Below are 24,876 nucleotides of genomic sequence, written 5' to 3' on the forward strand. Positions count from 1 at the left end.
GCTAGATGTCTGCAGAAATGGCCCGTCGGACGGCCGACGAGATCAGTTTGTTCCTCACCGAAACGCTCGGAGATCTACTCGATATTGCCACGGATGATGTCGCACTGAGTGAGCCGTTCTCGAGTTTCGGGCTCACCTCGGCGGTGGCCCTGGTATTCGTCGGCAAGATCTCCACCTGGATGGGTAAACCACTACCACCGGATCTCCCCTGGGAGTACCCGACCGTGCACGCACTGGCCGAGGGGCTGGCCGCGGCACAGGACAACATCGAACCCACGCCGCAGGATGCCGCGGATCGGGAGCCTGCAGTCGGGGGGCGCTCGGTACGCGCCGACACCGCGCAGGAACCGGTGGCCATCATCGGCATCGGGTGCTCGTTCCCCGGACTGCGCGGACCCGAGCAGCTGTGGGAAACCCTGTGGCACGGCCGCGAATTGGTCGGCCGAGCACCGGACGCCAGGCACGACTGGCCGCCGTCGAGCAGCGCGCGCGGCGATGAGCAGCGTGGCTCGTGGTTCGGTTCGTTCCTCGACGACCCGTACGCCTTCGACGCCAACTACTTCGGCATCGGTGACGCCGAGGCCGCGGCGATGGATCCGCAGCACCGGCTGCTCGCCGAAACCGTCGCGGACGCCTTCGAGGACGCGGGCGTGCCGATCGAGCGGCTGGCCGGGACCGCGACCGGCACCTTCGTCGGCATCACCGCGGGCGACTACGCGCGTGGCATGGGCGATGCGGCCGAGTCCGGGATGCCGATCGCGGCCGTCACCGGCAACGCGAGCAGCATCGCCGCAAACCGGTTGTCCTATCTCTACGATCTGCGCGGACCGAGCGTCAGCGTGGACACCGCCTGCTCGTCGTCGCTGGTCGCGCTGCACATGGCGCTGCGCAGCCTGCACGACGGGGACTGCGATGTCGCCGTGGTCGGCGGGGTCAACATGACCCTGGACCCGCGGGTCACCGAGTCGCTGGCGGGCGCGGGCATGATGGCCGCCGACGGTCGGTGCAAGACGTTCGACGATCGTGCCGACGGGTACGTCCGCGGCGAGGGCAGCGCCGCGGTCGTGCTGAAGCCGCTGGCGCAGGCCGAACAGGACGGCGACCGGGTCTACGCGGTGCTACTCGGTTCGGCAGTGAACCAGGACGGCCGTACCAACGGGCTGACCGCGCCGAGCTATCAGTCGCAGGTCGACGTGCTGCGCCGCGCCTATCGCCGGGCCAACGTGAACCCGGGTGACGTGCAGTACATCGAGGCGCACGGCACGGGAACCATCCTCGGCGACGCCATCGAGGCGCGGGCGCTCGGCACCGTCTTCGCCGAGCACCGCGACGACAAGTTCCTCGTGGGCTCGGCCAAGACGGTGGTCGGTCACCTCGAGGCAGCCGCGGGCATCACCGGGTTGGTGAAGACGGCGCTCGCGTTGCATCACGGGCAGGTGCCTGCCAACCTGAACTTCGAATCGCCGAGCAAGCACATCGCTTTCGATGAACTGCCGTTCGATGTGCCTGCGCAGAACCAGGTCTGGCCGCAGCGTCGTGGCCGCGCACTGGCGGGCGTGAGCTCGTTCGGCTTCGGCGGCACCAACGCGCACGCCGTGCTCACCGGCGCACCCACCCGGACGCCGCACCCCCAGGGCGCCGCCGCGCCCGAAAAGCCTTATCTGGTATGCATTTCCGGCCGGAGCGAGCAGTCGACGCTCGACCTGGTCGACAGCTGGATCGACGCGCTGCGCGACGGCTCGGCCGCGCCGATCGCCGAACTCGCGCAGACCTCGACCGCGCGGCGCGCCCAGCATCCGTTCCGCGTCGCGGTCACTGCCCGCGGTCATGCGGATCTGGCCGAGCAGCTCACCTCGATCTCCGGCGGCTCGCTGCCGTTGGGCGCTGCGGCCGGTCGGGTGCCGCGCAATGGTCCCGGCAAGGTGGGCTTCGTCTTCACCGGGCAGGGGAATCAGTGGATCGGAATGGGGCGCAAGCTGATTCGGCATCAGCCGGTGTTCCGGGACGCCCTGCTCAGGGTCGATCGTGAGTTGCGCATCGAGCTCGGCTGGTCCACCTTCGCTGTGCTCGACCGGGGTCGCGACGAGGAAGCCCTCGCCGACACCGCCACCGCTCAGCCGGTGCTGTTCGCCCTGCAGGTCGCGCTGGCCGAGCTGTGGCAGTCGTGGGGGATCACCCCGTCCGCCGTGGTCGGCCACAGCGTCGGTGAAGTCGCCGCCGCGCACGTCTGCGGCGCGATCGACCTGCGCACCGCCGCGCAGATCATCGCGGCACGGGCCAAAGCCACTGCGCGCCTGCGCGACAACGGCTGCATGGCCGTGGTCAACCGGCCCGCTGCGGAACTCGAACTGCCGCAACGGGTTTACCTCGCAGGAACCAACGGTCCGCAGTGGACGCTGATCTCGGGCAACACGGGCGCGGTCGACGGTTTCCTCAACCGGCTCGACGGCGAGCAGATCATGACCCGCCGGCTGCCAGGCCGCTACGCCTTCCACTCGCCGCTGATGCGCGACTGCCTGCCGGAATTCGCGACCGACATGCCGTGCATCCAGCCCCGCGAGGGCAGTATTCCGTTCTTCTCGACCGTCACCGGCGGCCGGATCGACGGCGCGCAACTGAACGGCCTCTACTGGACCGATCAGGTGGTGCGCCCGGTGCAGTTCGCCGAGGCAGTCGGCGCGATGATCGACGCCAACATCGGCGCCTTCATCGAGATCGGCCCGCATCCCGCGCTCAACGGCATGCTGAAAAGCCTGCTCCGCCATCATGATCGGGCCGGGGTCGCGGTGCCGTCGCTGGTCCGCGATGTCGACGACCTCTCGGTGATGCTGGCGGCGCTGGGCGAACTGCATGTCCGCGGGCACGAGGTGCGCTGGTCCGGCGTAGACGCGGCGACGCGGCCGCAGGCCCGGCTGCCGCTGTATCCGTTCGACCGCAAGTCGTACCGGATCGTCGGCGGCGCGCCGAGCGTCGAGGCCGCCCCGGTGTCGCGTGCGAGCACCGATCTGTTCACCGCCGACGCCGACTATGTCGCGCCGCGCACCGAATACGAGCAGGTCGTCGCCGAGATGTGGGCCGAGCTGCTCGGGCTGGAGCAGGTCGGCGTCTTCGAGAACTTCTTCCGCATCGGCGGGCACTCCCTAGCAGCCACTCAGTTCGTCCGCAGGCTGCGCGAACTCTTCGAGATCGAGTTCGCGCTCCGGCGCATGCTGCAGGAGCCGACCGTGGCTCAGGTGGCGGCGGCGCTGGAGGAGCTCATGGTCGAGCAGGCCGATGCAGCCCTTTTGGAGAGCGATCATGAACTCACCGGCTAGCAGCCTGGCCCTGGCGCGCCTGCGGGAACGCCGCGCCGCAGGCATTTCCACCACGACAGTTCCACTGCGCGAGGGCGCGGGGCCGTTCCCGACGACACCGGCGCAGCGGGGCATCTGGCTGCACGAGCAGCTGGCCGGCCATGCCGCGATCTACCATGTGCCGCTGGGCATTCGGATCACCGGGCCGCTCGACGTGGCGGCGTTGCGCACGGCCGCCGACGCGGTGACCCAGCAGCAGCACGCCCTCCGCACGGTGTTCAACGAATCGCCGGAGGGTTTGCGGGCCGAGGTCGTCGAGGTCGCCGGCGCCGACTGGCAGACCCCGGATCTGCGCCTGGTGCCCGCGAAAGCGCGGGCGGCGGCGGTCGATCAGCTGCTCGAGTCGCTCGCGTCCGCGCCGTTCGAATTAGCGGACCGGCCACCGGTGCGCTGGGCGCTGATCCGGCTGGCCGAGCAGGAGTGGATCCTCGCGGTCGTCGCGCATCACCTGGTGCTGGACGGCCTGTCGATCGCGCTGCTCATCGATCAGCTGTGGGCGGCCTACGGCGCCGTCCGGCACGGCGAGGAGATCATTCTCGTGGTGCCGCCGCGGCAATACGCCGACTACGCGGTGTGGAGTGCCGAACACGGCACGCCCGCCTCGCAAACGGTGGCGGTCGAGCGGCGAGCCGCGCTGCTGCGCGACGCCCCGCCGCTGGACGTATCCATCGGCCGCCGCCCGCGTCGCGTCGGCAACAACGGTGCGCGCGTGGAGAATTCGTTTCCCCGCGAGGTGGCCGACGCCGTGCGTGCCTGCGCGGCGAACAACGGCATCCCGCCGTTCGTATTCCTATTGGCCTGCTACGAACTGACACTGGCGCACCGCACCGGCCAGCGCGATTTCAACATCGGCATCCCGATGGCGGCCCGGCCGTACGCCGAGCTCGCGAAAACCATCGGGCACTTCGTCAATACGGTCCCGGTCCGCGCCGATCTCGCCGACGGACAGACCTTCCTCGACCTGCTGCACCGCACCCGCGACAGCGCGATGGCGGCCTACGACGACGAGACCGTCCCGTTCGAGCAGGTCGTCGAGGCGATCGGCGGGCCGTGGGATCCGGCCTTCAGCCCGGTATTCCAGACCCTGTTCGTGCAGCAGATGCTGGAGCGCCCCGATCTGAGCGAGTGGGGACTCACCGTCGAGTGGCACGCCATCGACACCGGGGCGACGCTCTACGACCTGGTCATGCACGTCGCCGAGTCGGGCTCGGAGCTGGTCTGTCACCTGACCTACAACGAGAAGCTGCTCGACGCGACCGCCGCGGCGGACCTGGCACAGGACTTCCTGACGATCGCCGCAGCGGCGGCCGCCGCACCGACGACGCCGGTGGACAAGCTGCTCGCCGCGCTGCCCGTGCGTGAGTACGTGCTGAACAACGAAGCGGCCGAATCGGATTCGGACGACGCCGAGGACACCGCGTTCGAGGCCCCGATCGGCGAGCGGGAAACCCGCCTCGCGGCCCTCTGGTCGCAGGCCCTGGAACGGACCGAAATCGGCCGCCACGACGACTTCTTCCTCCTCGGCGGCACGTCCTTGGCGGCCACCAGGGTGATTTCGCAGATCCTCGACGAGTTCGGCGTCAGCGTCTCGCTGCGCGAGCTCTTCGAGAGCCCGACGATCGTGACGGCCGCGCGGCTCATCGAAGCCGCGTCCGCGGAACAGGATTCGCTGCCGCCGCTGCAGGCCGCGCCGCGCACGGACGGCGAGCTGCTCGCGGTGTCCTATGCTCAGGAACGCCTATGGTTCCTGGAGACACTGGATCCCGGCAACGCGACCTACATCATGCCCGGCGGCCTGCGGCTGCGCGGCGCGCTCGACGTCGCCGCGGTGGAGCGGGCCCTAGCCCTGGTCGAACAGCGGCACGAGGTGCTGCGCAGCGTCTACCGGACCACCGAGGACGGGCAACTACGCCAGGTGATCCGCCCGTATTCGCCACGGCCGCTGGAGTTCACGGACTACAGCAGCCTCGCGCCCGAGCAGCGCGTCTCCGCCGAGGCCGAGCTCGCGGCGAGCGTCTACCGCGCGCCGTTCGATCTGGCCGAAGGCCCGGTCTGGCGATACCACCTCATCAAGTCGGGGCCGAACGAGTACCTGCTGGCCATCGCACTTCATCACATCGTCTGTGACGGCTGGTCGGTTGCCGTACTGAGCCAAGAGGTTTCGGCCCACTACCGGGCACAGGTCGCGGGCCTCGACTCGCCGCTGCCGCCGCTGGTCGTGCAGTACGCGGACTACGCGGGCTGGCAGCGCGGCAACGCCGACCGGCTCGACGGACAGCTGGACTTCTGGCGCACCGAGCTGGCCGACCCGACGGTCACCGAAATCCCCGGCGACCGGCCACGTCCCGCGCGCCGCAGCTCCCGCGGCGCGGTCGAGCGGCTCGCCGTCGACCCGCAGGTGATGGCCGAGGTACGGGCGCTCGCGGCACGCAGCGGCGTCACCACCTTCGCGGTGTTGCTCGCCGCGTTCTACACCATGCTGAATCGGTATACCCGCCAACAGGATCTGATCGTCGCCTCGCCGATCGCCGGGCGCACCCGCTCGGCCGTCGAGCCGCTGGTCGGCTGCTTCCTGAACACCCTGGCGCTGCGCACCGAGGTCGACCCTGACGAGACCTTCACCGCGCTGGTGGCGCGCGTCGGCAAGACCGTGCTTTCCGCGCACGCCAACCAGGACCTGCCGTTCGAGAAGGTCATCGAGGCCATGGTGCCGACCAGGGACATGAGCCGCACTCCGCTCGCCCAGGTCATGTTCAACTACTTGAACACGCCCGCACCGGCTCTCGACATGGCCGGCCTCGACGTCGAACTGGTCGACGCGCCCCGCGCGACCGCCAAGATGGACTTCGACCTCACCGTCGACGAGACCGACGGCCCGACGAAGCTCACCCTGGAATACAGCGTCGACCTCTACGACGCGCCGACCGCCGTTCGGGCACTGCGGCATTACGCGACCGCGCTCGCCAGCGTTGTCGCGAACCCCGAACAGCTCGTCGGTGCGGTCGATCTGGAGAGCGCGGATAAGGCTGTGGCCGAGGCGATCTGGACGCTGCCGGGTTCGCCGATGGTCCCCGAGGCCGAACCGGACGAGCGGCTGATCGATCGGCTCGACGCCGTGATCGATCTACGCGGCAGCGCACCGGCGCTGCGCGCGGGCGACCGCACGACGAGCTTCACCGAACTCGACATGATCACCGCGGGCATCGCCAAGGAACTCATCGGCGCCGGCCTCGACGGCAGTCGCGTGGCGCTGCTCTACGACCACGCGCCGGAGAGTTTCGTCGCGGTCTGGGCGGCCTTGCGCGCGGGCGTCGCGTACGTCCCGCTCGACCCGCGCGCGCCGCAGGCCAGGCTGATCGAGATCATGGAGGAGGCCGACGTGTCCGCGCTGCTGTGCGATCCGTCGCTCACCGACCTCGCCCGTTCGGTTGCCGGTGGGGCACATGTCTTCACCGTCTCCGGGCGCACCGATCGATCGGAACCCGCGCTGAGCACGGTGCCGACCAACGACCTGTCGACCTGGGCGAAATCCCATATCAGCGCCGACGATTTCGCCTACATCCTGCACACGTCCGGCTCGACCGGCCGACCCAAGGGCGTGGCGCAGAGCCGTGGCAACGCGCTGGCCCACGCGGTCACCTACGCGCGGCGACTGCGCATCGGACCCGACGACGTCGTCGCGGCGCCCGCCCGATACACCTTCGACGCCGGTGTGCTGAACTCGTTCGGCGCCGCGGTGGCCGGGGCCGAGCTGTACGTGATCGACCCGCACCTGTTCGGCCCGGTCGGCCTGCGCGAGGAGATCGAACGCGCCGGTGTCACCGTGCTGCATTGCACCCCAACGCTTTTCCGCTACCTGCTCAGCGACACCGACGGCCCATGGGTGCCGAAGGCGCTGCGCCTGGTCGCGCTCGGCGGCGAGGAAGTGGTGCGTGGCGACGTCGTCGACTTCGGCAGGCACTTCGCGCCGACCTGCCGACTGGTGAGCCTGTACGGCCCGTCCGAATGCTCGGTCGCCTTGCAGCACATCATCACTCCCGAGGACGCGGACCGGGCCGGCGTGCCGATCGGACATCCGGTCGAGGGCGTCGAGGTCGATCTGGTCGACGGAAGCGGCCGTCCCACCGAGGTTTACGGTGAGATCGCGTTGCGCAGCCCGTACGTCGCGCTCGGCTACTGGCATCGGCCGGAACTCACCGAGAAGGTGTTCGGCACCGGCCCCAACGGCGTCCCGTACTACCGGACCGGCGATCTGGCCCGGCGGCTGCCCGACGGTCGGCTGGTCTTCGTCGGCCGCAAGGACCGTCAGGTCAAGATTCGCGGCCACCGGGTCGAGCCGGGCGAGGCCGAGACGTTCCTGCGCTCGCACCCGACGGTTGCCGAGGCCGCCGTCGTACTCGACGCCGAGTCCGACGTGCCCAGGCTGGTCGCCTACCTCACCCAGGACGGCCCGCTGGAGCCCGACTACCTCGAGCTGTCGGCATATCTGCGTACTCGGTTGCCGGACTACATGATTCCGTCGGCCTACATGGTCCTGGACAGCCTGCCGCGTGGTCTCACCGGCAAGCTCGACCGGGCGAAGCTGCCGAAGATCGCCCCGGCCGCGGCGCCGGTGTACACGCCGCCGGGCACCGAACTCGAACGAGTCGTTGCTGAAGTCTGGGCTGAGGTGCTCGACCGCGAGATCGGTCTCGGGCAGAACTTCTTCGACCTCGGCGGTCATTCGCTCGCGCTGGCCCGGGTCCGTGGACTGCTCGAGCGTCGCCTCGGCGTGGACCTGGCGATGACCGACCTGTTCGCGGCGCCGACCGTCGACGGGCTGGCCAAGTCGCTGGCCGGGCGGACCGCACCGCAGGACGACGCGGACCGCGGCCAGGACCGCCGCGCGGCCGCCGCGCGCCGCCGCGCACACCGTCAGGCCACCGAGACCCTGCCCGACAGCGTTGGGAGCCAGCGATGACACACGACGACAACGAGTTCCGGGTCGCGGTAATCGGCATGGCCTGCCGTTTCCCCGACGCGGACACCGTCACCGACTACTGGAACAACCTCTGCGCGGGACGCGAATCGGTGCGCCCGCTCGCCCCGGAGTCCATGCCCGCCGACCCGCCCGCCGGATATGTGCACGCGGGTGCGCTGCTGACGGACGCGGACAAGTTCGACGCGGAGTTCTTCGAAATGCCGCCGCGCGAAGCACAACTCACCGACCCCCAGCATCGCCTGTTCACGATGTGCGCGTGGGAGGCACTGGAGGACGCCGGTCACATCGCGGCCGAAAACCCCACGCCGGTGGGCATTTTCGCGGGCGCGGGCATCAGCACCTACCTGCTGCGGAACCTGGTCGCGCACGCGAGCCTGTTCCAGACACCCAGCTCGCAGCTGCATGCGCTGCACGGCAACGCCTCCGACTACATGGCCACCCGGGTCTCCTACAAGCTGAACCTGACCGGGCCGAGCGTCGCGGTGCAGACGGCGTGCTCCACCTCGCTGGTCGCCGTGCACCAGGCCGCGCAGGCGCTGCTCGACTTCCAGTGCGACGTGGCGCTGGCCGGTGGTGCGAGCGTGCAGGTGCCGCAGGAGGCCGGCTACATCTACGAGGAGGGGTCGATCCTCTCGCCGGATGGTCACTGCCGCGCGTTCGACGCCGACGCCGGTGGCACCGTGTTCGGCTCGGGTGTCGGCGTTGTCGTGCTCAAGCGACTCGCGGATGCCATCGCGGACCGGGACCACATCCACGCCGTGATCCTCGGTTCCGCGGTGAACAACGACGGCGGCAACAAGATCGGCTTCACCGCTCCCGGCATCGCCGGACAGCGGGCCGTCATCCGGGAAGCGTTGTCGGCGGCCGGAATCGGCGCGGACACCATCGGCTATGTCGAAGCGCACGGCACCGGAACGAAACTGGGGGACCCGATCGAGGTGGCCGCGCTGAGCGCGGCCTACCGTGAGCACACCGAGGCCGCACAGTACTGCGCGCTCGGCTCGGTGAAATCCAATGTCGGCCATCTCAATTCCGCGGGCGGTGTTGCGGGGTTCATCAAGGCGGTCCTCGCTGTGCGCGAGGGTCGCATTCCGGCCAGCCTGAACTACACCCGGCCGAACCCCGAAATCGATTTCGCCGCAACGCCGTTCTTCGTCAACACCGAACTTCGGACCTGGTCGGATGACGTGCGTCGCGCGGCAGTGAGCGCCTTCGGCATCGGCGGGACCAATGCCCATGTCATCGTCGAACAGCCGCCGACGCAGGCAGCCACCCCGGTACAGACCGGTCCACGCGCACTGCTGATCTCGGGCCGCACTGCACAGGACGCCGACCGGATCGCGGCTCGGCTCGCCGCGCACTTGGACGGCTCGGACGTGGAACTCGCTTCTGTAGCAAAGACTTTGGCGCACGGCCGCCGTCGTTTCCCGCACCGCCGCATGGTCGTGGTGAGTAGCACGACCGAAGCCGCAGTCGCACTGCGTAAGCCGGCGGCAGGGGAGGCCCTGCCTGCCCCCGCACTTGCCTGGCTGTTCCCCGGCCAGGGCGTCGCGCTCGGCGCCGCCGTCCTCGAACTCGCCGACAAGGTCCGCCCGTTCGGTGACCGCTACCGCGCCTGCGCCGACATCCTGCGTGCGCGGACCGGTTTCGACCTGGACGCCGCGGTTCGCAACGCCGAGGGCACCGAGCAGTCTCAAGTCGCCCTGTTCGCGGTCGAGTACGCGCTGGCCGGAATGTGGCGCGAGTTCGGCGCCGAACCTCGGGAACTGTTGGGGCACAGCCTCGGTGAGCTCGTCTGCGCCACCATCGCGGGCGTGTTCGAGCTGTCCGACGCGTTGGAACTGGTGGTCGAGCGCGGCCGAATCATGGCGGCTGCACCGCCCGGTGGCATGCTCGCGATCTCCAAGGGCGCGGACGTCATCGCGGAGCGCCTGCCGGACGACGTCTGGCTTGCCGCCGACAACTCCGCCAGCCGTTGTGTCGTCGCGGGTTCACCCGCCGCACTGTTCCGGTTGGCCGGAGAGCTCTCCGAGGAGGGCGTGCCGAGCTCGCTGCTGCCCGTCGGGCACGCGTTCCACACTCCGCTCATGGACGAGGCTGCGGCGCGCTTCGCCGAGCTGGTGCGGAAGGTGCCGCGTCAGGCGCCGCAGGTGCCGTTTTGGTCCAACGTCACCGGCGCGCCGATCACCGCCGAGCAAGCCGTCGACCCCGCCTACTGGTCCCGTCAGATGACCAGCACCGTCCGTTTCCGGGAGGCCGCAATCGGCCTGGTCGGCCGGAACCAGGGGACCGTCGCGCTGGAGGTCGGCCCCGGCAAGTCTCTCGTCTCGTTCCTGCGCACCGCCGATCGCGCCTCGGCAACGGTCGGCACCCTCGGCGTCGGTCTCGGCGCGGGCGCACCGGAGACGGCGATCGTCGATGCGGCGGGACGGCTCTGGTTGTCCGGTGTAGCAGTCGATTTCGACGCCATCTACGGCGGCGAGACACCGGCCTCGGTCAGCTTGCCTACGTATCCCTTTGCGCTGAAGCGTTATTGGGTCGACCCGCCCGAGGTCACAACGACTCAAACGCGGCGTATCGATCCCGTCCAGCCCGCGCCACCGGTATCGGTCGACAGCGAGCCCGCCGCGGCCTCCGACGAGGACGAATTCGTGGTCTCGGTGCGCAACCAGGTCGTCGCGGTGTGGTGCGCGGCGCTCGGCCTCGAACAGGTCGGCAACGACGCCAACTTCTTCGAACTGGGCGGCGATTCGCTGCTCGCCGTGCACGTCGCCACGCAGCTGCGGTCCATTTTCCCGTTGGATCTCGCACTCGGAGAGCTGTTCGCCAGCCCGACAGCCGTGGGGATGGCCGACGCCATCGCCGCGCACCTGATGCAGCGGTTGGACGAACTGTCCGACAGCGAGGTCGAGCTGCTGCTCAACCAGCCGGGGGCGGCCGAAGAACGGAGCAACAATGCCTGAACTCGTCGATACGGGCGCATCGCGCCGCGCGTTGCTGCGCCGCTGGGCCGCGGGCGGCACGCCGCGGGCCGGTATCCCGCGCCGCCCGGATCCCACTGCCGCCGCGCCGCTTTCGGCCGCGCAGCAGCGAATCTGGTTCCTGGAGCAGCTGTTCCCGGATCGGGCCACCTACACGATGCCGCTGGCGCTGCGCCTGCGCGGCCACCTCGACATCGCGGCCCTGCAGGGCGCGCTGTCGCTGGTTGTCGCCAGGCACGAGTCACTGCGCACCAGCATCGAAGTGCGCGACGGGGTTCCGGTCCAGGTGGTCGGTCCGGTGGCACCGCTGCCGATGACCATGGTGTCGTCGTCGCAGCTGGATCCGGAGCACCCGCTCGCGGACGCGACCGCGCAGGTCGAGGAGTTCAGCCGGACCGTGTTCGACCTATCCGGTCAGCTGGTCGAGGTGTTGCTGGTGCGGCTGAGCGAAGACGATGCGATCTTCGCGGTCGCCATGCACCACATCATTTCCGACGGCTGGTCGCTCGGCGTGTTCGCCACCGAATTGATGTCCGCCTACGCCGATCTCACGGCGGGCAAGCACCTGCCCGAACTCCCCGAACTGCCGTTGCAGTACCCCGACTACGCGACCTGGCTGCAGGATCTCGCGCAGCAGGACAAGTTCGGCGCCGACCTGGACTACTGGCGCGGCGTGCTCGGTGACGAGCCGCCGCTGGTGACCTTCCATCCCGACCGGCCGCGTGCGCTGGAGCCGGAAAACCGTGGTGCCAGAGTGCTGTTCACCATTCCGGCACCGGTGCTGTCCGGCCTGCGGCATCTCGTGGACGAGGTCAGGGTGAACGACCGGCCCGCCACCCTGTTCATCGGGTTGATGGCGGGATTCAAGGCGCTGCTTCGGTATTACACGGGCGCGGAGGACATCACGGTCGGTACGCCGATCGCCGGCCGCACCCGGCCCGAGATCGAGCCGCTGATCGGGTTCTTCGTGAACGCGCTCGCATTGCGCACGGATCTGTCCGGCGCGCCGACCTTCCGCGAACTGCTGGCCAGGGAGCAGCGCGTCGTCTTCGATGCGTTCGACCACCAGGAAGCGCCGTTCGACCTAGTCGTCGAGCACGTGCGCCCCGATCGGGAACTGAGCCATTCGCCACTGTTCCGTACCGCCGTCGTGTTCCAGAACACTTCGCTGCCTGAACTCGCCATCCCCGGACTCAGTGCCGAGTACGTCGAAGTGCATTCGGGCACTACGAAATTCGACGTACTGGTCACCCTGCGTCAGGTCGGCGCGGAATTGTTCGGCGCGTTCGAGTACGACGTCGACCTCTACGACGAACCGACCGTCGCGGCCATCGCGCGGCACTTCGTCGCCCTGCTGACCGCAGTGGTCGCCAACCCCGATACCGCGCTGCCCGAACTCGACTTCCTCGAGACCGACGAGCGCGAGCGGGCGATCGCCGCGGCACTGCCCACCGAGCCCTCCGCCGAGCCCGCCCTGACCCTGCACGAGCTCTTCGCGGCGCAGGCGATCCAAACGCCCGACGCGGTGGCCCTCACCTTCGGCGACAGCGCCCTGAGCTACGGCGAACTCGCGGCTGCCGCCGACGAGCTGGCCCAGCGCCTGCGCGGACGCGGCGTGGGCCGTGGTTCGTTCGTCGGCATCCACCTCGACCGTTCCGCCGATGTCGTTGTCGCGATCCTCGCGGTGTTGCGGGCCGGTGCCGCCTACGTCCCGCTGGACCCGATGTACCCGGCCGACCGGATCGAATTCATGATCGCCGACTCGGGTGCGCGGCTGGTGATCAGCCACAGCTCGCTCGTCTCGACCACGGAATCGGGTCCCGAACTCCTGCTCATCGACGAACAAGCCGACCAGACTGTGCCCGACCTCCCGCTGGAGAAGGCCGAGCCGCACGACCCGTGCTACGTCATCTACACCTCGGGTTCCACGGGTGTGCCGAAGGGCGTGGTCATCGAGCACGCCAACGTGGTTCGCCTGTTCTCGACGACGACCCGCTGGTACGACTTCGGCCCGCAGGACGTGTGGACGATGTTCCACTCGTACTCCTTCGACTTCGCCGTCTGGGAGATGTGGGGCGCGCTGCTCTACGGCGGGCGGCTCGTCGTGGTGCCCGGCTCGGTCAGCCGGTCCACCGCCGAGTTCGCGGAACTGCTTGCGCGCGAACAGGTCACAGTGCTCAACCAGACGCCGTCGGCGTTCACCCAGCTGTTGCGCGCGCTGGAGAACGCGCCCGGCGCCGAGCTTGCGGTGCGCTGGGTCGTCTTCGGCGGCGAGGCGCTCGATTTGTCCACGCTCACACCGTGGTTCGATCGGTTCGGCGAGTCCGCGCGGCTGGTGAACATGTACGGCATCACTGAGACGACCGTGCACGTCACCTATCGCGAACTCACCCGCGCCGATGTGGTGTCGGCGGCAGGCAGCCTGATCGGCGTCCCGCTGCCCGACCTCGGCGTGCTGATCGTCGATCCGGCGGGCCGTCCGGTGCCGGACGGCGTGGCAGGGGAGATGCTGGTGTCCGGGCCCGGTGTCGGGCGCGGGTACCTGAACCGCGACGACCTCACCGCCGAACGGTTCGCAGAAAGCTCAGTGCTCGGCCGACGGGTCTATCGGACCGGCGACCTCGCCCGCCGCCGCGCCGACGGCGATCTCGAGTACCTGGGCCGCATCGATCAGCAGGTCAAGGTGCGTGGTTTCCGCATCGAACTCGGCGAGATCGAGGCCGCCATCACCGCGCACCCCGGCGTCGATCAGTCGGTGGTGCTGGCCCGCAAGGACACCGGCGGAAGCCTGTCGCTGGTCGCCTATTTCACGCCGGGCGACGCCACCGCCGATGCGGCCGAAGCGGAGCAGGACCAGGTTGCCAACTGGCAGATCGTGTTCAACAGCACGTACCGCCAAGGACACGACGGCGACGCCGATTTCGACATCTCCGGCTGGAACGACTCCTACACCAACGCCGCCATCCCCGAAGAGCACATGCGGGAATGGGTCGACGCGACCGTCGCCGCGGTGCGCACCCTGGCGCCGCAGCGGGTTCTCGAAATCGGCTGTGGCACCGGCCTGTTGCTGTCTCGGCTCGCACCGCAGTGCGCGGTCTACGACGCCACCGATGTCTCCGCCTCGGCCATCGATAACGTGCGGACGAAGATCGTCGAGGGCAATCCGGATCTCCAGCACGTCCGGCTCGACAGGTGCGCCGCCGACGAGCTGCCCTACGACGTCGCCGGACCGTACGACGTCATCTTGATCAACTCGGTGGTGCAGTACTTCCCGAGCGCCGATTACCTGACCCGCGTGCTGGATTCGGTCGTCGGCCTGCTCGCTCCCGAAGGTGTCCTGTTCGTCGGCGACGTCCGCGACCTCACCCTCAGCGAGTCGTTCCACGCCACCGTCGAGGCGACCAACGCGCCGTCCGCCGGTGCCGCCGAGCTCGCGCCCGCCGTGCGTGCCGCCCTTGATCGGGATGCCGAATTGGTGATCGCGCCAAGGTATTTCGAAGACTTCGTGGCCGCGCACCCGACGCTGGCCGGGTCCAGGATCCGGCTCAAGCGCGGCGAGTACCTCAACGAGATGTCCCGCTTCCGCTACGACGCCGTGCTATACGCGGGCCAGCGTGGCCTGCCGGTGCGGCCGAAACTGCTCGACGCGACGACCACGCCGCAGCAGCTGGCCGAGCTGCTCGAACGAGATCGTCCCGCGGCGGTACTCGTCGCCGACGTCCTCGACGCCCGAGTAGCCGGTCCGCTCGCCGTCGTCGCCGAGCTACAGCGCGGCCGGGCCGGTGCCGCCCAGATCCGGGCCGCGCTCGCCGATTCCGGCGGCGTCAGCCCCGAAGACTATCTCGCCCTTGCCGATCGGGTGCCGTACCGGATCGAGGCGCTGCGTCGTCCGGGCGGTCGCTACGACGTCGTCGTAACCAGCTGGGATGTGGCATTACCATCCATCCCCGGGGCGCGCGACGCCGAATGGCCGGACAACCTCGTCATCTCGGATCCGTTGCGAGTCAAGGCCCGCGACGATCTCGTCGTCGACGTGCGCGCCCACCTGGCGCGCCGACTGCCGCAGCACATGGTGCCCGCCGCCGTCCTCGTGCTCGACGAATTCCCGTTGACCACCAACGGAAAACTGGATCGACGCGCACTGCCCGCCCCGGTGCTGCGCCGTAACACCCTGGAGTACGAGCCGCCGCGAACCCCGCTAGAGCAGCGCGTCGCGGGCGTCTTCGCACACGTCCTCGGCATCCCGCGTGTGGGCCGCGAAGACAACTTCTTCGACCTCGGCGGCCACTCGCTGCTGGCGGCCCAGCTGATCCTGCGGCTGAAACAGACCTTCGGCGAGGACATTCCGCTCGGTTCGCTGTTTGCCCGCCCTACGGTCGCGGGCGTGGTGGCGCTGCTGGCCGGCGAGACCGCGGCCGAGGAAGTGATCGACCTCGAAGCCGAGGTGGCCGCCGCGATCGAATCGTGGCCCGCCGCACCGTGGACGGTCACCCCGCCCACCACCGGCGAGGTGCTGCTCACCGGCGCGACCGGCTTCGTCGGCGCCTTCCTGCTCCATGAACTGTTGGCGCGCACCGACTCCCGCGTGCACTGCCTGGTGCGGGCCGACAGTCGAGAGGACGGCCTGGCACGCCTGGCCGCCACGTTCGACAGTTACGAGCTGTCGCGCGAGGCGTTCGACCGGGTGATCCCGGTGCTCGGCGACCTGGCCGAGCCGCGACTCGGCCTGTCCGAGAAGCAGTTCCTGCTGCTCGGTCACACCATCGACGCGATCTATCACAACGGCGCGCACGTGAACTTCGCGCTGCCGTACCGGGTGCTGGAGGCGGCCAACGTCCAGGGCACTCAGGAGCTGCTCACGCTGGCCCGAACCAGCGGCGCGCCACTGCATTTCGTGTCCTCGCTGTATGTGCTCGGTCCCGGCGACGCGGTCGACGGCCGGGTCGCGGAACCGCTACCGGCGCAGGACCCCTCGCAGCTGTCCCTCGGATATCTGCGCAGCAAGTGGGTTTCCGAGCGACTGGTCACCGAGGCGGGGGAGCGCGGCCTACCGGTGAGCGTGTTCCGGCTCGGCCGCATCGGCGGCGACAGCCGCACCGGCGCCTGCCAGACCAGCGACTTCTTCTGGTTGCTGGTCAAGGCCAGCCAGGAGGTCGGTCTCGCACCGGAGGTCGACTTCGCGGTGGACCTGGCCCCGGCCGACTTCACCGGCGCGGCCATGGTCGAACTGGCCCGCACCCCGCAACCGGGCACCCACATCTACCACCTGCGTAACCCACAGCCGTGCAGCTTCACCGACGCCATCGGCTGGCTGCGGGAAAGCGGCTGGCCGGTGCGACTGGTCGGCCTCGACCAGTGGCGCGACGCGATCGCCGCCCACGCCGCCGGCGCGGGCCCGGGATCGGCGTCCTTCAGCGTGCTGAGCCTGTTGAGCGCCAACGACGGGCTCACCCCGCTGATCCAGTTCGACGTCGACAAAGCCGTCACCGCACTGGACGGGGTCGGCGTGCACTGCCCGCCGGTATCCCGCGACCTGTTCATCCGCTACCTGGATTACTTCCGGAAGGTCGGCTTCCTCGCCGCGCCGTCACCACAGGAGGTCGGAGTATGACCACAACACTGCTTACCGGGGGCGCGCTCGAGTACGACACTTTGGTGCGCGCACTGACGAATCAGGCCGCGCAGCGGCCGAACAAGGTCGCGTACAGCTTCCTCAGCTACCCGGACTCGACCTCCAAGCACGGTGTGACCGAGTCGCTGACCTATGCCGAGATCGACCGCGCGGCACGGGCATACGCGGCCACCCTGCTCCAGGTCGCCCACCCCGGCGACCGGGCCGTGCTACTGCTGCCGCCCGGCCTGGAGTACGTGAAGGCGTTCTTCGGCTGCCTCTACGCCGGCATCATCGCGGTGCCGCTGTATCCGCCGAGCGCGCACAACTCCAACGGGCGCATCGACGCGGTCTGCGTCGACGCCGACCCGGCCTGCATCGTGACCACCGACGGCGCGCTGTCGAATGTGACGGCATGGCTGGACAATTCGCCGACCGATACGACCAGGCTCATCGTGACCACCGGCGAGGTCGACGAGAAACTCGCGATCGACTGGGAGCCGGTCCTCGTCGACCGCGAACAGATCGCCTTGCTGCAGTACACCTCTGGCTCCACCCGCACGCCCGCCGGAGTGATGGTGCCGCATCGCGGACTGCTGGACAACGCCAGGCAGGTCTACGAAATGATGTACCACGTCGGCATTTCCGCCGAGGACGAGGTCGGTTTCGTCAGCTGGCTGCCGCTGTTCCACGACATGGGACTGATGATCGGCGTCATCATGCCGATCATCAGCGGCCACGGCGTGGTGCAGATGTCGCCGACGTCGTTCCTGCGCAGGCCGGAACGCTGGCTGCAGGCGATCAGCGACAACCCCGCGCAGGTCTTCGCGGCCTCCCCGAACGTCGGCTACGAGCTGTGCTCCGAGCGGATCGGCCTGAAGGAACTCGAAGGCATCGACCTGAGCCGGTGGCGCTATGCCCTGTCCGGCGCGGAGCCGGTCCGGGTGAGCACCATCGACAAGTTCCACGCGAAGTTCGCCGACAACGGCCTGGCCCGGTCGACGCTGATCGCGGGGTACGGGCTGGCGGAGTCGACGCTGATCGTGTCGGTGAACTGGCGCACCCTGTCCGGCGTGCAGACCCTCACGGTGGACCGTGACGCGCTCGCCTCGGGTGAGGTGGTCGTCGCCAAGGAGGGCGCCGACATCGTCAGCGGCGGCGCCGCGGCGCCGGGCACCACGATCCAGATCGTGGATCCGGAGACCAAGCTGGCGCTGCCCGAAGACCGGCTCGGCGAGATCTGGGTGTCCGGCCCGGCCGTCTGCACCGGTTACTACAACCGGCCGGAAGAGACCGAATACACCTTCCGCGGCGAACTTTCGCCGCGCGACGGCAAGTACTACCTGCGCACCGGCGACATCGGCTTCCTGCACGACGGCGAGGTGTATCCGACCACCCGGCTCAAGGACCTCATCATCATCGACGGCCGCAACTACTACCCGCCGGACCTGGAGGACGCCGCCGAGCAGGCGCATTCGCTGGTGCTGCCCGGCCGTTGCTCGGCCTTCTCCGTCGAGGTCGGCGTGCAGGAAAAGATCGTGGTGCTGATCGAGGCCAGGATCCCGTCCGACGACGAGACGACCGCGCAGGAACTGCGAAACGCGGTGCGCCAGGCCATCTTCAGCATCCACGACGTGGGTGTGCACGAGGTAGTGCTGCTCGGTCCAGGCGCGATTCCGCGCACCTCCAGCGGCAAGATCCAGCGCTCGGCCTCGCGCACCGCCTACCTCGACGGCACCCTCCGGGGCGCGAAATGACCACGGCCCTGGCCACTCACGGCGACAAGCTGACCTGCTTCACCGCGGCGCTGGCGAGCGCGCTGGTGGCCCGCGGCGAAACCCGTTGGTGGCGACCGCTACTCGCGGGCGGGCCGACCCTGGCCGTGAGTCCGGCCGAGGACGACCTGCTGCTGTTCGAGCACGACGCGACCCCGCCGCTGCCCGCGTTGGGCCTGCGGGTGAACGGCGACGACGACTGGGCGACGACCTATCACTCGCTCGAAGAGCAAGTGGCCGAACACGGTTCGGTGGTACTGCTCGCCGACATCTTCCACCTGCCGTGGCAGCACGGGCACCAGCGCTGGCACGCGCCGCACTGGCTGGCCATCGTGGAGACGGTGGACGGCTGGGTGGTCGAGGATCCGCTGACGATGACCACCGAGCTCGGCAAGCAGACCGGGCAACGGATTCCGGTGCTCTCGGCGGCCGAGCTGCGCGAGTGGTCGGTCGGGCTCGGGCCGGACGACACGGTCGCGCTGCTGCGCGAGCGGGCGATGGCCGGTTCGGACGCGATTCACGTCGGCAAGACCTATCGGTGGCTCGAATCCCATCCGGTCGCGCCGTTGTCGCCGCGCGAGGATCGTCTGGTGGGCGCCGACGCGCTGATCGCATTGGCCAGCCGCTACCAGTTCGCCTCGACGCCAGACGATTTCACTCAGCTGGACGATCTGTGGCAGGCGCTGCGCCAGCGTGAGCTGCTGCTGTGGGCGTCCGACCTGGATGACGACCTGCTCGACGCGGCCGGCCGCGACCACTGGGAACGCGCGGTGACGCAGTGGCGCAAGCTGCCGCCGCTGCTGATGCACGCCAGGATGCGGGCCGCCGCGGGCGGCACCGTACAGACCGCGCACATTGCCGAGACGCTGCTGTCGCTTGCCGAATACGAGGGCAAGCACCTGGCTTTCGCGCACCACCCTCGCACGGAGCGGGAGTAGTCATGACAACCGATGTGGCAGTAGAACTTTCCCCCGCCGACGGCTACGTGGCGTGGACGCAGCGCGCGAAATCGCCGACGCGCGATCCCGGCGTGCCCGGTGTCGCGGTGCGGATGGCGCTGCTGGCCACCTACACCACCGACTTCCTCGCCGAACTGCTGCCGCTGGCGGGCGCACGCGCCGGTCTGACACCGGAACTCCTGGAGTTCCCGTTCGGTCAGGTCGAGCAGGTGCTGCTCGCGCCCCAAACACCGTTCCGCGAGGGCGATTACGTGGTGCTCGCCGGCACGCACCATGACGTCACCGGCACGGTGGACGAGACCGTCAACCGTTGGGTCGGGCTCTGGGACGCGGCCGCGCGTTCCGGAGTGCGGGTTGTCCAGCTGGGTTTCGCGCCACCTGCGGTAGACGCCTACGGCCTGGCGGCTTGGCGCGCGCCGCAGTCACTGTCGTATCGGGTGCGTGAAATCAATGCCCGACTGGCCGAACAGGCAGCGGGCCGAGTGCTTTTCGTCGACGTGGAGCAGCTGGCCGCCCAGGTCGGCCTGCGTCAATGGGAGGACCCGCGCAGCTGGTACCGGGTGCGTCAGCCGTACGCGCCCGACAGCCTGCCGTGGCTCGCCGCCGCCATCGCCGACACGATCGCCGCCGACCGTGGCCGCTGCGCGCGCTGCGTGGTCGTCGACCTCGACGGCACCCTGTGGGGCGGCATCCTCGGGGACGACGGGATCGATGGCATTCGCGTCGGCACCGGCCCGGATGGCGAGGCGTTCGCCGACTTCCAGCGCTACCTGCGCGCACTGACCGAGCGCGGCGTGCTGCTCGCCGTGGCCAGCAAGAACGACCGCGACCTGGCCCTGCGCGCCATCGCCGAGGCCCCCGGCATGGTGCTGCGCGTCGAGGATTTCACCCACATCGTCGCCGACTGGCGACCTAAATCTGAACAGCTTCAAGAGATTTCGGACAAGATCCGGCTCGGCCTGAACAGCTTCGCCTTCGTCGACGACAACCCCGCCGAATGCGCGCAGGTCGTCGCCGCACATCCCGAGGTGCGCGCGCTGTGCCTGCCCGCTTCGCCCGCGAAGTTCGCCACCGAACTGGCGGCCCTGCCCTGGCTGCATCCGGGCTCGCTGTCCAGCGAGGACTTCACCAGACAACGCTCGTACCAGGCGCTCGCCGCCGCCGAGCGGACCGCGACGGACAACCTCGACGAGTTCCTCGCCGGCCTGGAGATGGTGGCCACCATCGAGCCGATCAACAGCACCACCCTCGACCGGGCCGCGCAGCTGATCGCCAAGACCAACCAGTTCAACCTGACCACCCGCAGGCACACCCAGACCCAGGTCAGGAAGGTGGCCGAGGACCCACAGTGGTTCGCCGCCACCCTGCGCCTGCGGGATCGGTTCGCCGACCACGGCATCGTCGGCGTGCTGCTCGCCGAGGCTGTCGGCGATGGCGGCGCCGTCGAGATCGACACCCTGCTGCTCAGCTGCCGGGTGATCGGCCGGAACGCGGAAAACAATCTCCTGGCCGCCGCCGCCGAATGGGCGCTGGCACAGGGCAGTTCGCGATTGGTGGGCCGGTATCTCCCGACCGCCCGCAACGCGCTGGTGCGCGACCTGTACCCCGGACACGGCTTCGCACTCGAAGCGGAGTCCGAACAGGGGTCGGTATACGGATACGACCTTTCGGGCGGCGCACTCGCGCGCAGCCCGCATGTGCGAGAGGCGCAGATGCAACATGGCTACTGATGTGATGGAGCAGCTGCTCGAGCTGTTCGCCGAGGTGGTCGGGGAGCCGGCCGCACACGGCCCCGACACCGTCCGTGGCGACATGGACACCTGGGACTCACTCGCCCAGGTGCGCCTGGTCTACGCGGTGGAACGCGCCTTCGCGGTGGAACTTCCGGAGAGCACGCTCACCTCGGAACCGTCGCTCGCCGAGATCGCCGCCGCCGTGGCGGCCGCGCGGCAGGAGCGGGTGTCATGAACTCGCGGGTCTTCCGGGTTACCGATACCGATGTTGCGACGTACGCCGCGGCGGTCGGTGATCGCAATCCACTGCACGTGGACAACGATTTCGGTCACCGGTCGCCGTATGGCAGGCCGGTTGCGCACGGTGCGCTGGTGGTCACCCTCGCCTTGGCCGCGCTGGCGGAGACGACCGATCCGATGGCTGTGCGCGATATTCGGGCAACGTTTCGGCAGCCCACGATTCCGGGCCGACGCTACGAAGTCGACTGGACCGTATCGGAGAGCGAGGCGCGTGGCCGGGTCAGCTTCGGCGGTATCGAGGTGGTCGGCATTCGGTGCAGGCTCGGCTCGGTGCTGCCGTGGTGTGGTCCCGCCGCCGAGGACGAGCCGCGTCGAGACGCCCCCCGGGTGCTCGGATTGGCCGATCTGGCCGGAGATTCGGCGCAGTCGCCCGGCCAGGAGAGCGGGTCCTACTCGGTGGACTATCCGCTGATCGCGGGTCTGGTGTCGCGGGTCATCGGCGGACGTGTCCCCGAACATGTTGCGGCGGTGCTCGGTTGGGCCAGCTACTGGACCGGGATGTGCACCCCCGGCCGGGACGCCTTGCTCGTCGCGTGCACCGTCGTACTGCATGGATCCGGTTCCGGTGCAGTGGAATTCGAGACCACTGAGCCCGAAGTCGACCGACGATCCGGCCTCGTCACCTTGCGCGCGGGCATGCGCTGCGGTGCGAGTGCCGATGTCACCGTGCAGAGTTTGATCAGAGAATCGGTGCCCGGCCCGGATCCGACGGAACTGGCCGCGGTCTTGCCGCCGTCGGAGAAGCTGGCCGGAAGCACCATCCTGGTCGTCGGCGGCAGCCGGGGCTTAGGCGCCGCGGTATCACTGGGTTTGGCGAGTCAGGGCGCGCGCGTGCTGGTGAGCTGCACCCGGGCGCCCGAGGTGCTCGCGGCGGCCTCACACGCCTATCGAGATCGGTTGTGGCCGGTGTTGGCCGATGCCAGCGACGGTTGGGCGTTGGGCGCGGCACTGCCGGAAGGGCAGCTGGACGGCGTGGTTCTGCTTGCCGCACCGGCGATTCCGACGCTGCCACTGGCGCCGGACGCGGTCGAGACCGCGGCGCAGTTCATGGCGGCGAGCACCCGTCTGGTGTTCGCCCCGCTGTCGGTGTGCGTGCCCCGGCTGCGCAAAGGCGCGACGGTAGTGATGATCTCCTCGGAGGCGGTGCTCGCGCCGCCCCGCTGGTGGCCGCACTACGCGGCGGCCAAGGCGGCTGTCGAGGGTCTCGCGGAATATGTTGCGCGACACCATCCCTGGAACGTCGTGGTGGTGCGTCCACCGCGGCTCTGGACCGACCTGACGAACACGCCGGGCGGACGTGCCGTGAGCAACCCCATCGCGCCCGTCGCCGCCGACATCGTCAACGCCTTCTCCTCGGAAGCCGCTGTCCCCGGAGAAGTTTCGGTACTCGGCGCCGCCGGTTGGGGCGCACCATGGCCAATTCTGAGTGAGGAGGTGCGGGATGCTGGAGATCGCCGACCTGAACAAGTCGTACGGTAAGAAACAGGTCCTCACCGGGATCGATCTGACTGTGCAGCCGGGCGAGATCGTCGGGCTGCTCGGCCCCAACGGCGCAGGCAAGACCACGACGGCATCGATCGTCGCCGGTCTGACACCGCCCGATTCCGGCACGGTGCGCATCGACGGCATCGACATCCGGACCGAGCCGCGGCAGGCCCGGCGCAAGCTCGGCCTCGCGCCGCAGGAACTCGGCGTGTATCCGACGCTGACCGCGGAAGAGAATCTGATCTTCTTCGGCAGATTGATGGGCGTCGGGCGCAAAGATTTGACCGCGCGCATCGCCGAGGTCGGCGAGCGGCTCGGCGTCACTCCCTTCCTGAAGACGCGGGCGCACCAGCTTTCCGGCGGTCAGCAGCGCAGGCTGCATACCGCGATGGCGTTGCTGCACCAGCCGGATGTGCTCTGGCTCGATGAGCCGACCGTCGGTGCCGATGTTTCGGCGCGACAGGATCTGCTCGTCGAGGTCCGCAACCTGGCCGATCAAGGCGCCGCCGTCGTCTACGCGACGCACTATCTGCCGGAGCTCGAGGTACTCGACGCGCGTGTGGTCGTGCTGCACCAGGGCCGGATCCTGGCACAGGGTAGTGCTGCGGATCTGGTCGAGCAGTACGCGCAGTCCGCGGTGAGCCTGGAGTTCTCGGCCACCATCCCCACCAGCCTCGGCGGATTCCTCGCCGCGCCGGGCGCCGTGGTGCTGGAGTCGAAGCGCTTGAACATTCCCACCAATTCGCCGGGACAGCTGCTCGCGCAACTGTTCGCCACCTTGGACACCGACACCGACCAGCTGCTGGCCGCGGAGATCCACCACCCCAACCTGGAGAACGCGTACTTGGCGATCATGCGCGCGGCGCAGGACGCGGATGATCAGCCCGTGGAAGGGATCCGAGATGCTGTTGCATGACTCTGCCGTCGATCGAGTTCGCGCGTTGTCCTGGGCGGACCTGCGCCGCATTCGTTCCGACCCGGCTCAGCTCATCGTGATGATGGTGTTGCCGATCGGCATGATGGCGTTCCTGACGCCGGCCAACCGGGCGCAGCTGCGGCTGACCGGGTATTTCAATGCCACCGGCATCGAACAGTCCGGGCCGGGCACGATCGTGCTGTTCGCGTTCTTCATCACCACCTTGCTCGGTGCCTCGTTCTTCCGTGAACACGAGTGGGGGACTTGGGATCGGCTGCGCGCCGCGCCGGTGCGGGCCGTGGAGATCATCATCGGGAAGTCGTTCCCGTCCGTGCTGTTCTCGGTCTTCCAGCTCACGTTCTTGTGGTTGGTCGCGTTCACGCTGTGGGATCTGCACAGCAAAGGATCGACCTGGTTGCTTGTGCCGCTCACCGCGTCGCTTGCGGTCGCGACCTGGGGATTCGGCATCGCCCTTGTCTCGTTGTGCCGCAGCATCGATCAGTTGGCGATCATGGCACAGGTCGGATCGCTGGCCATCGGTGGCCTCGCCGGCACCATCACCCCGCGGGACACGCTGCCCGCCTGGGCGCGCGCGTTGTCGCCGTATACGCCGCAGTACTGGGCGTTGAAGGGATATCAGGATGTCATCCTGCACGGTGCCGGGTTCGGCGACATCGTCAAGCCGTGTCTGATTCTGCTTGCTGTCGGTGTGGCGGGCGGGCTGGTCGCGCTGTTCAAATTCCGGCTCAATCACAGCAAGATCGGCCGGAGCTGAGCGCGGT

The 24,876-nt window shown here is 69.0% G+C and carries 11 protein-coding genes; all 11 read left to right on the plus strand.

Going from position 1 to position 24,876, the window contains the following annotated elements:
• Positions 1-5: 5 nt before the first annotated feature.
• The 11 genes from ABZ942_RS20785 to ABZ942_RS20835 are packed head-to-tail and all read left to right on the plus strand — an operon-like array spanning position 6 to position 24,869.
• Entirely contained in the window at positions 6-3,314 is a 3,309-nt protein-coding gene (locus ABZ942_RS20785; protein WP_357384282.1) for a beta-ketoacyl synthase N-terminal-like domain-containing protein, read from the plus strand.
• Positions 3,298-8,313: a condensation domain-containing protein gene (locus tag ABZ942_RS20790; protein WP_357384284.1), complete on the plus strand. Its 5,016-nt coding sequence runs from the start codon at positions 3,298-3,300 to the stop codon at positions 8,311-8,313. The genes ABZ942_RS20785 and ABZ942_RS20790 overlap by 17 nt, the downstream gene beginning before the upstream one ends.
• Complete coding sequence (locus ABZ942_RS20795) at positions 8,310-11,297, plus strand: beta-ketoacyl synthase N-terminal-like domain-containing protein (RefSeq protein ID WP_357384286.1); 2,988 nt, start codon at positions 8,310-8,312, stop codon at positions 11,295-11,297. The genes ABZ942_RS20790 and ABZ942_RS20795 overlap by 4 nt, the downstream gene beginning before the upstream one ends.
• Positions 11,290-16,926 carry an amino acid adenylation domain-containing protein gene (locus ABZ942_RS20800; protein WP_357384288.1) on the plus strand — a complete coding sequence of 1,879 codons (5,637 nt, stop codon included), beginning with the start codon at positions 11,290-11,292 and terminating at the stop codon, positions 16,924-16,926. Before ABZ942_RS20795 ends, ABZ942_RS20800 begins: the two co-directional genes overlap by 8 nt.
• Positions 16,923-18,683, plus strand: coding sequence for a fatty acyl-AMP ligase (locus ABZ942_RS20805; RefSeq protein ID WP_357384290.1), 1,761 nt, complete (start codon positions 16,923-16,925; stop codon positions 18,681-18,683). Before ABZ942_RS20800 ends, ABZ942_RS20805 begins: the two co-directional genes overlap by 4 nt.
• Positions 18,680-19,639: a hypothetical protein gene (locus ABZ942_RS20810; RefSeq protein WP_357384292.1), complete on the plus strand. Its 960-nt coding sequence runs from the start codon at positions 18,680-18,682 to the stop codon at positions 19,637-19,639. The genes ABZ942_RS20805 and ABZ942_RS20810 overlap by 4 nt, the downstream gene beginning before the upstream one ends.
• A 2-nt stretch (positions 19,640-19,641) precedes the next feature.
• A complete protein-coding gene (locus ABZ942_RS20815) occupies positions 19,642-21,390 on the plus strand; it encodes an HAD-IIIC family phosphatase (protein WP_357384294.1) in 1,749 nt (582 codons plus the stop codon).
• Positions 21,380-21,628 carry an acyl carrier protein gene (locus tag ABZ942_RS20820; RefSeq protein WP_357384295.1) on the plus strand — a complete coding sequence of 83 codons (249 nt, stop codon included), beginning with the start codon at positions 21,380-21,382 and terminating at the stop codon, positions 21,626-21,628. Before ABZ942_RS20815 ends, ABZ942_RS20820 begins: the two co-directional genes overlap by 11 nt.
• Positions 21,625-23,172, plus strand: coding sequence for an SDR family NAD(P)-dependent oxidoreductase (locus ABZ942_RS20825; RefSeq protein ID WP_357384297.1), 1,548 nt, complete (start codon positions 21,625-21,627; stop codon positions 23,170-23,172). Before ABZ942_RS20820 ends, ABZ942_RS20825 begins: the two co-directional genes overlap by 4 nt.
• A complete protein-coding gene (locus tag ABZ942_RS20830) occupies positions 23,135-24,094 on the plus strand; it encodes an ABC transporter ATP-binding protein (RefSeq protein WP_357384299.1) in 960 nt (319 codons plus the stop codon). Before ABZ942_RS20825 ends, ABZ942_RS20830 begins: the two co-directional genes overlap by 38 nt.
• Positions 24,081-24,869, plus strand: coding sequence for an ABC transporter permease (locus ABZ942_RS20835; RefSeq protein WP_357384301.1), 789 nt, complete (start codon positions 24,081-24,083; stop codon positions 24,867-24,869). The genes ABZ942_RS20830 and ABZ942_RS20835 overlap by 14 nt, the downstream gene beginning before the upstream one ends.
• The last annotated feature ends 7 nt before the right edge of the window (positions 24,870-24,876 follow it).

It is taken from the genome of Nocardia sp. NPDC046473, assembly GCF_040645995.1.
Taxonomy (GTDB): domain Bacteria; phylum Actinomycetota; class Actinomycetes; order Mycobacteriales; family Mycobacteriaceae; genus Nocardia.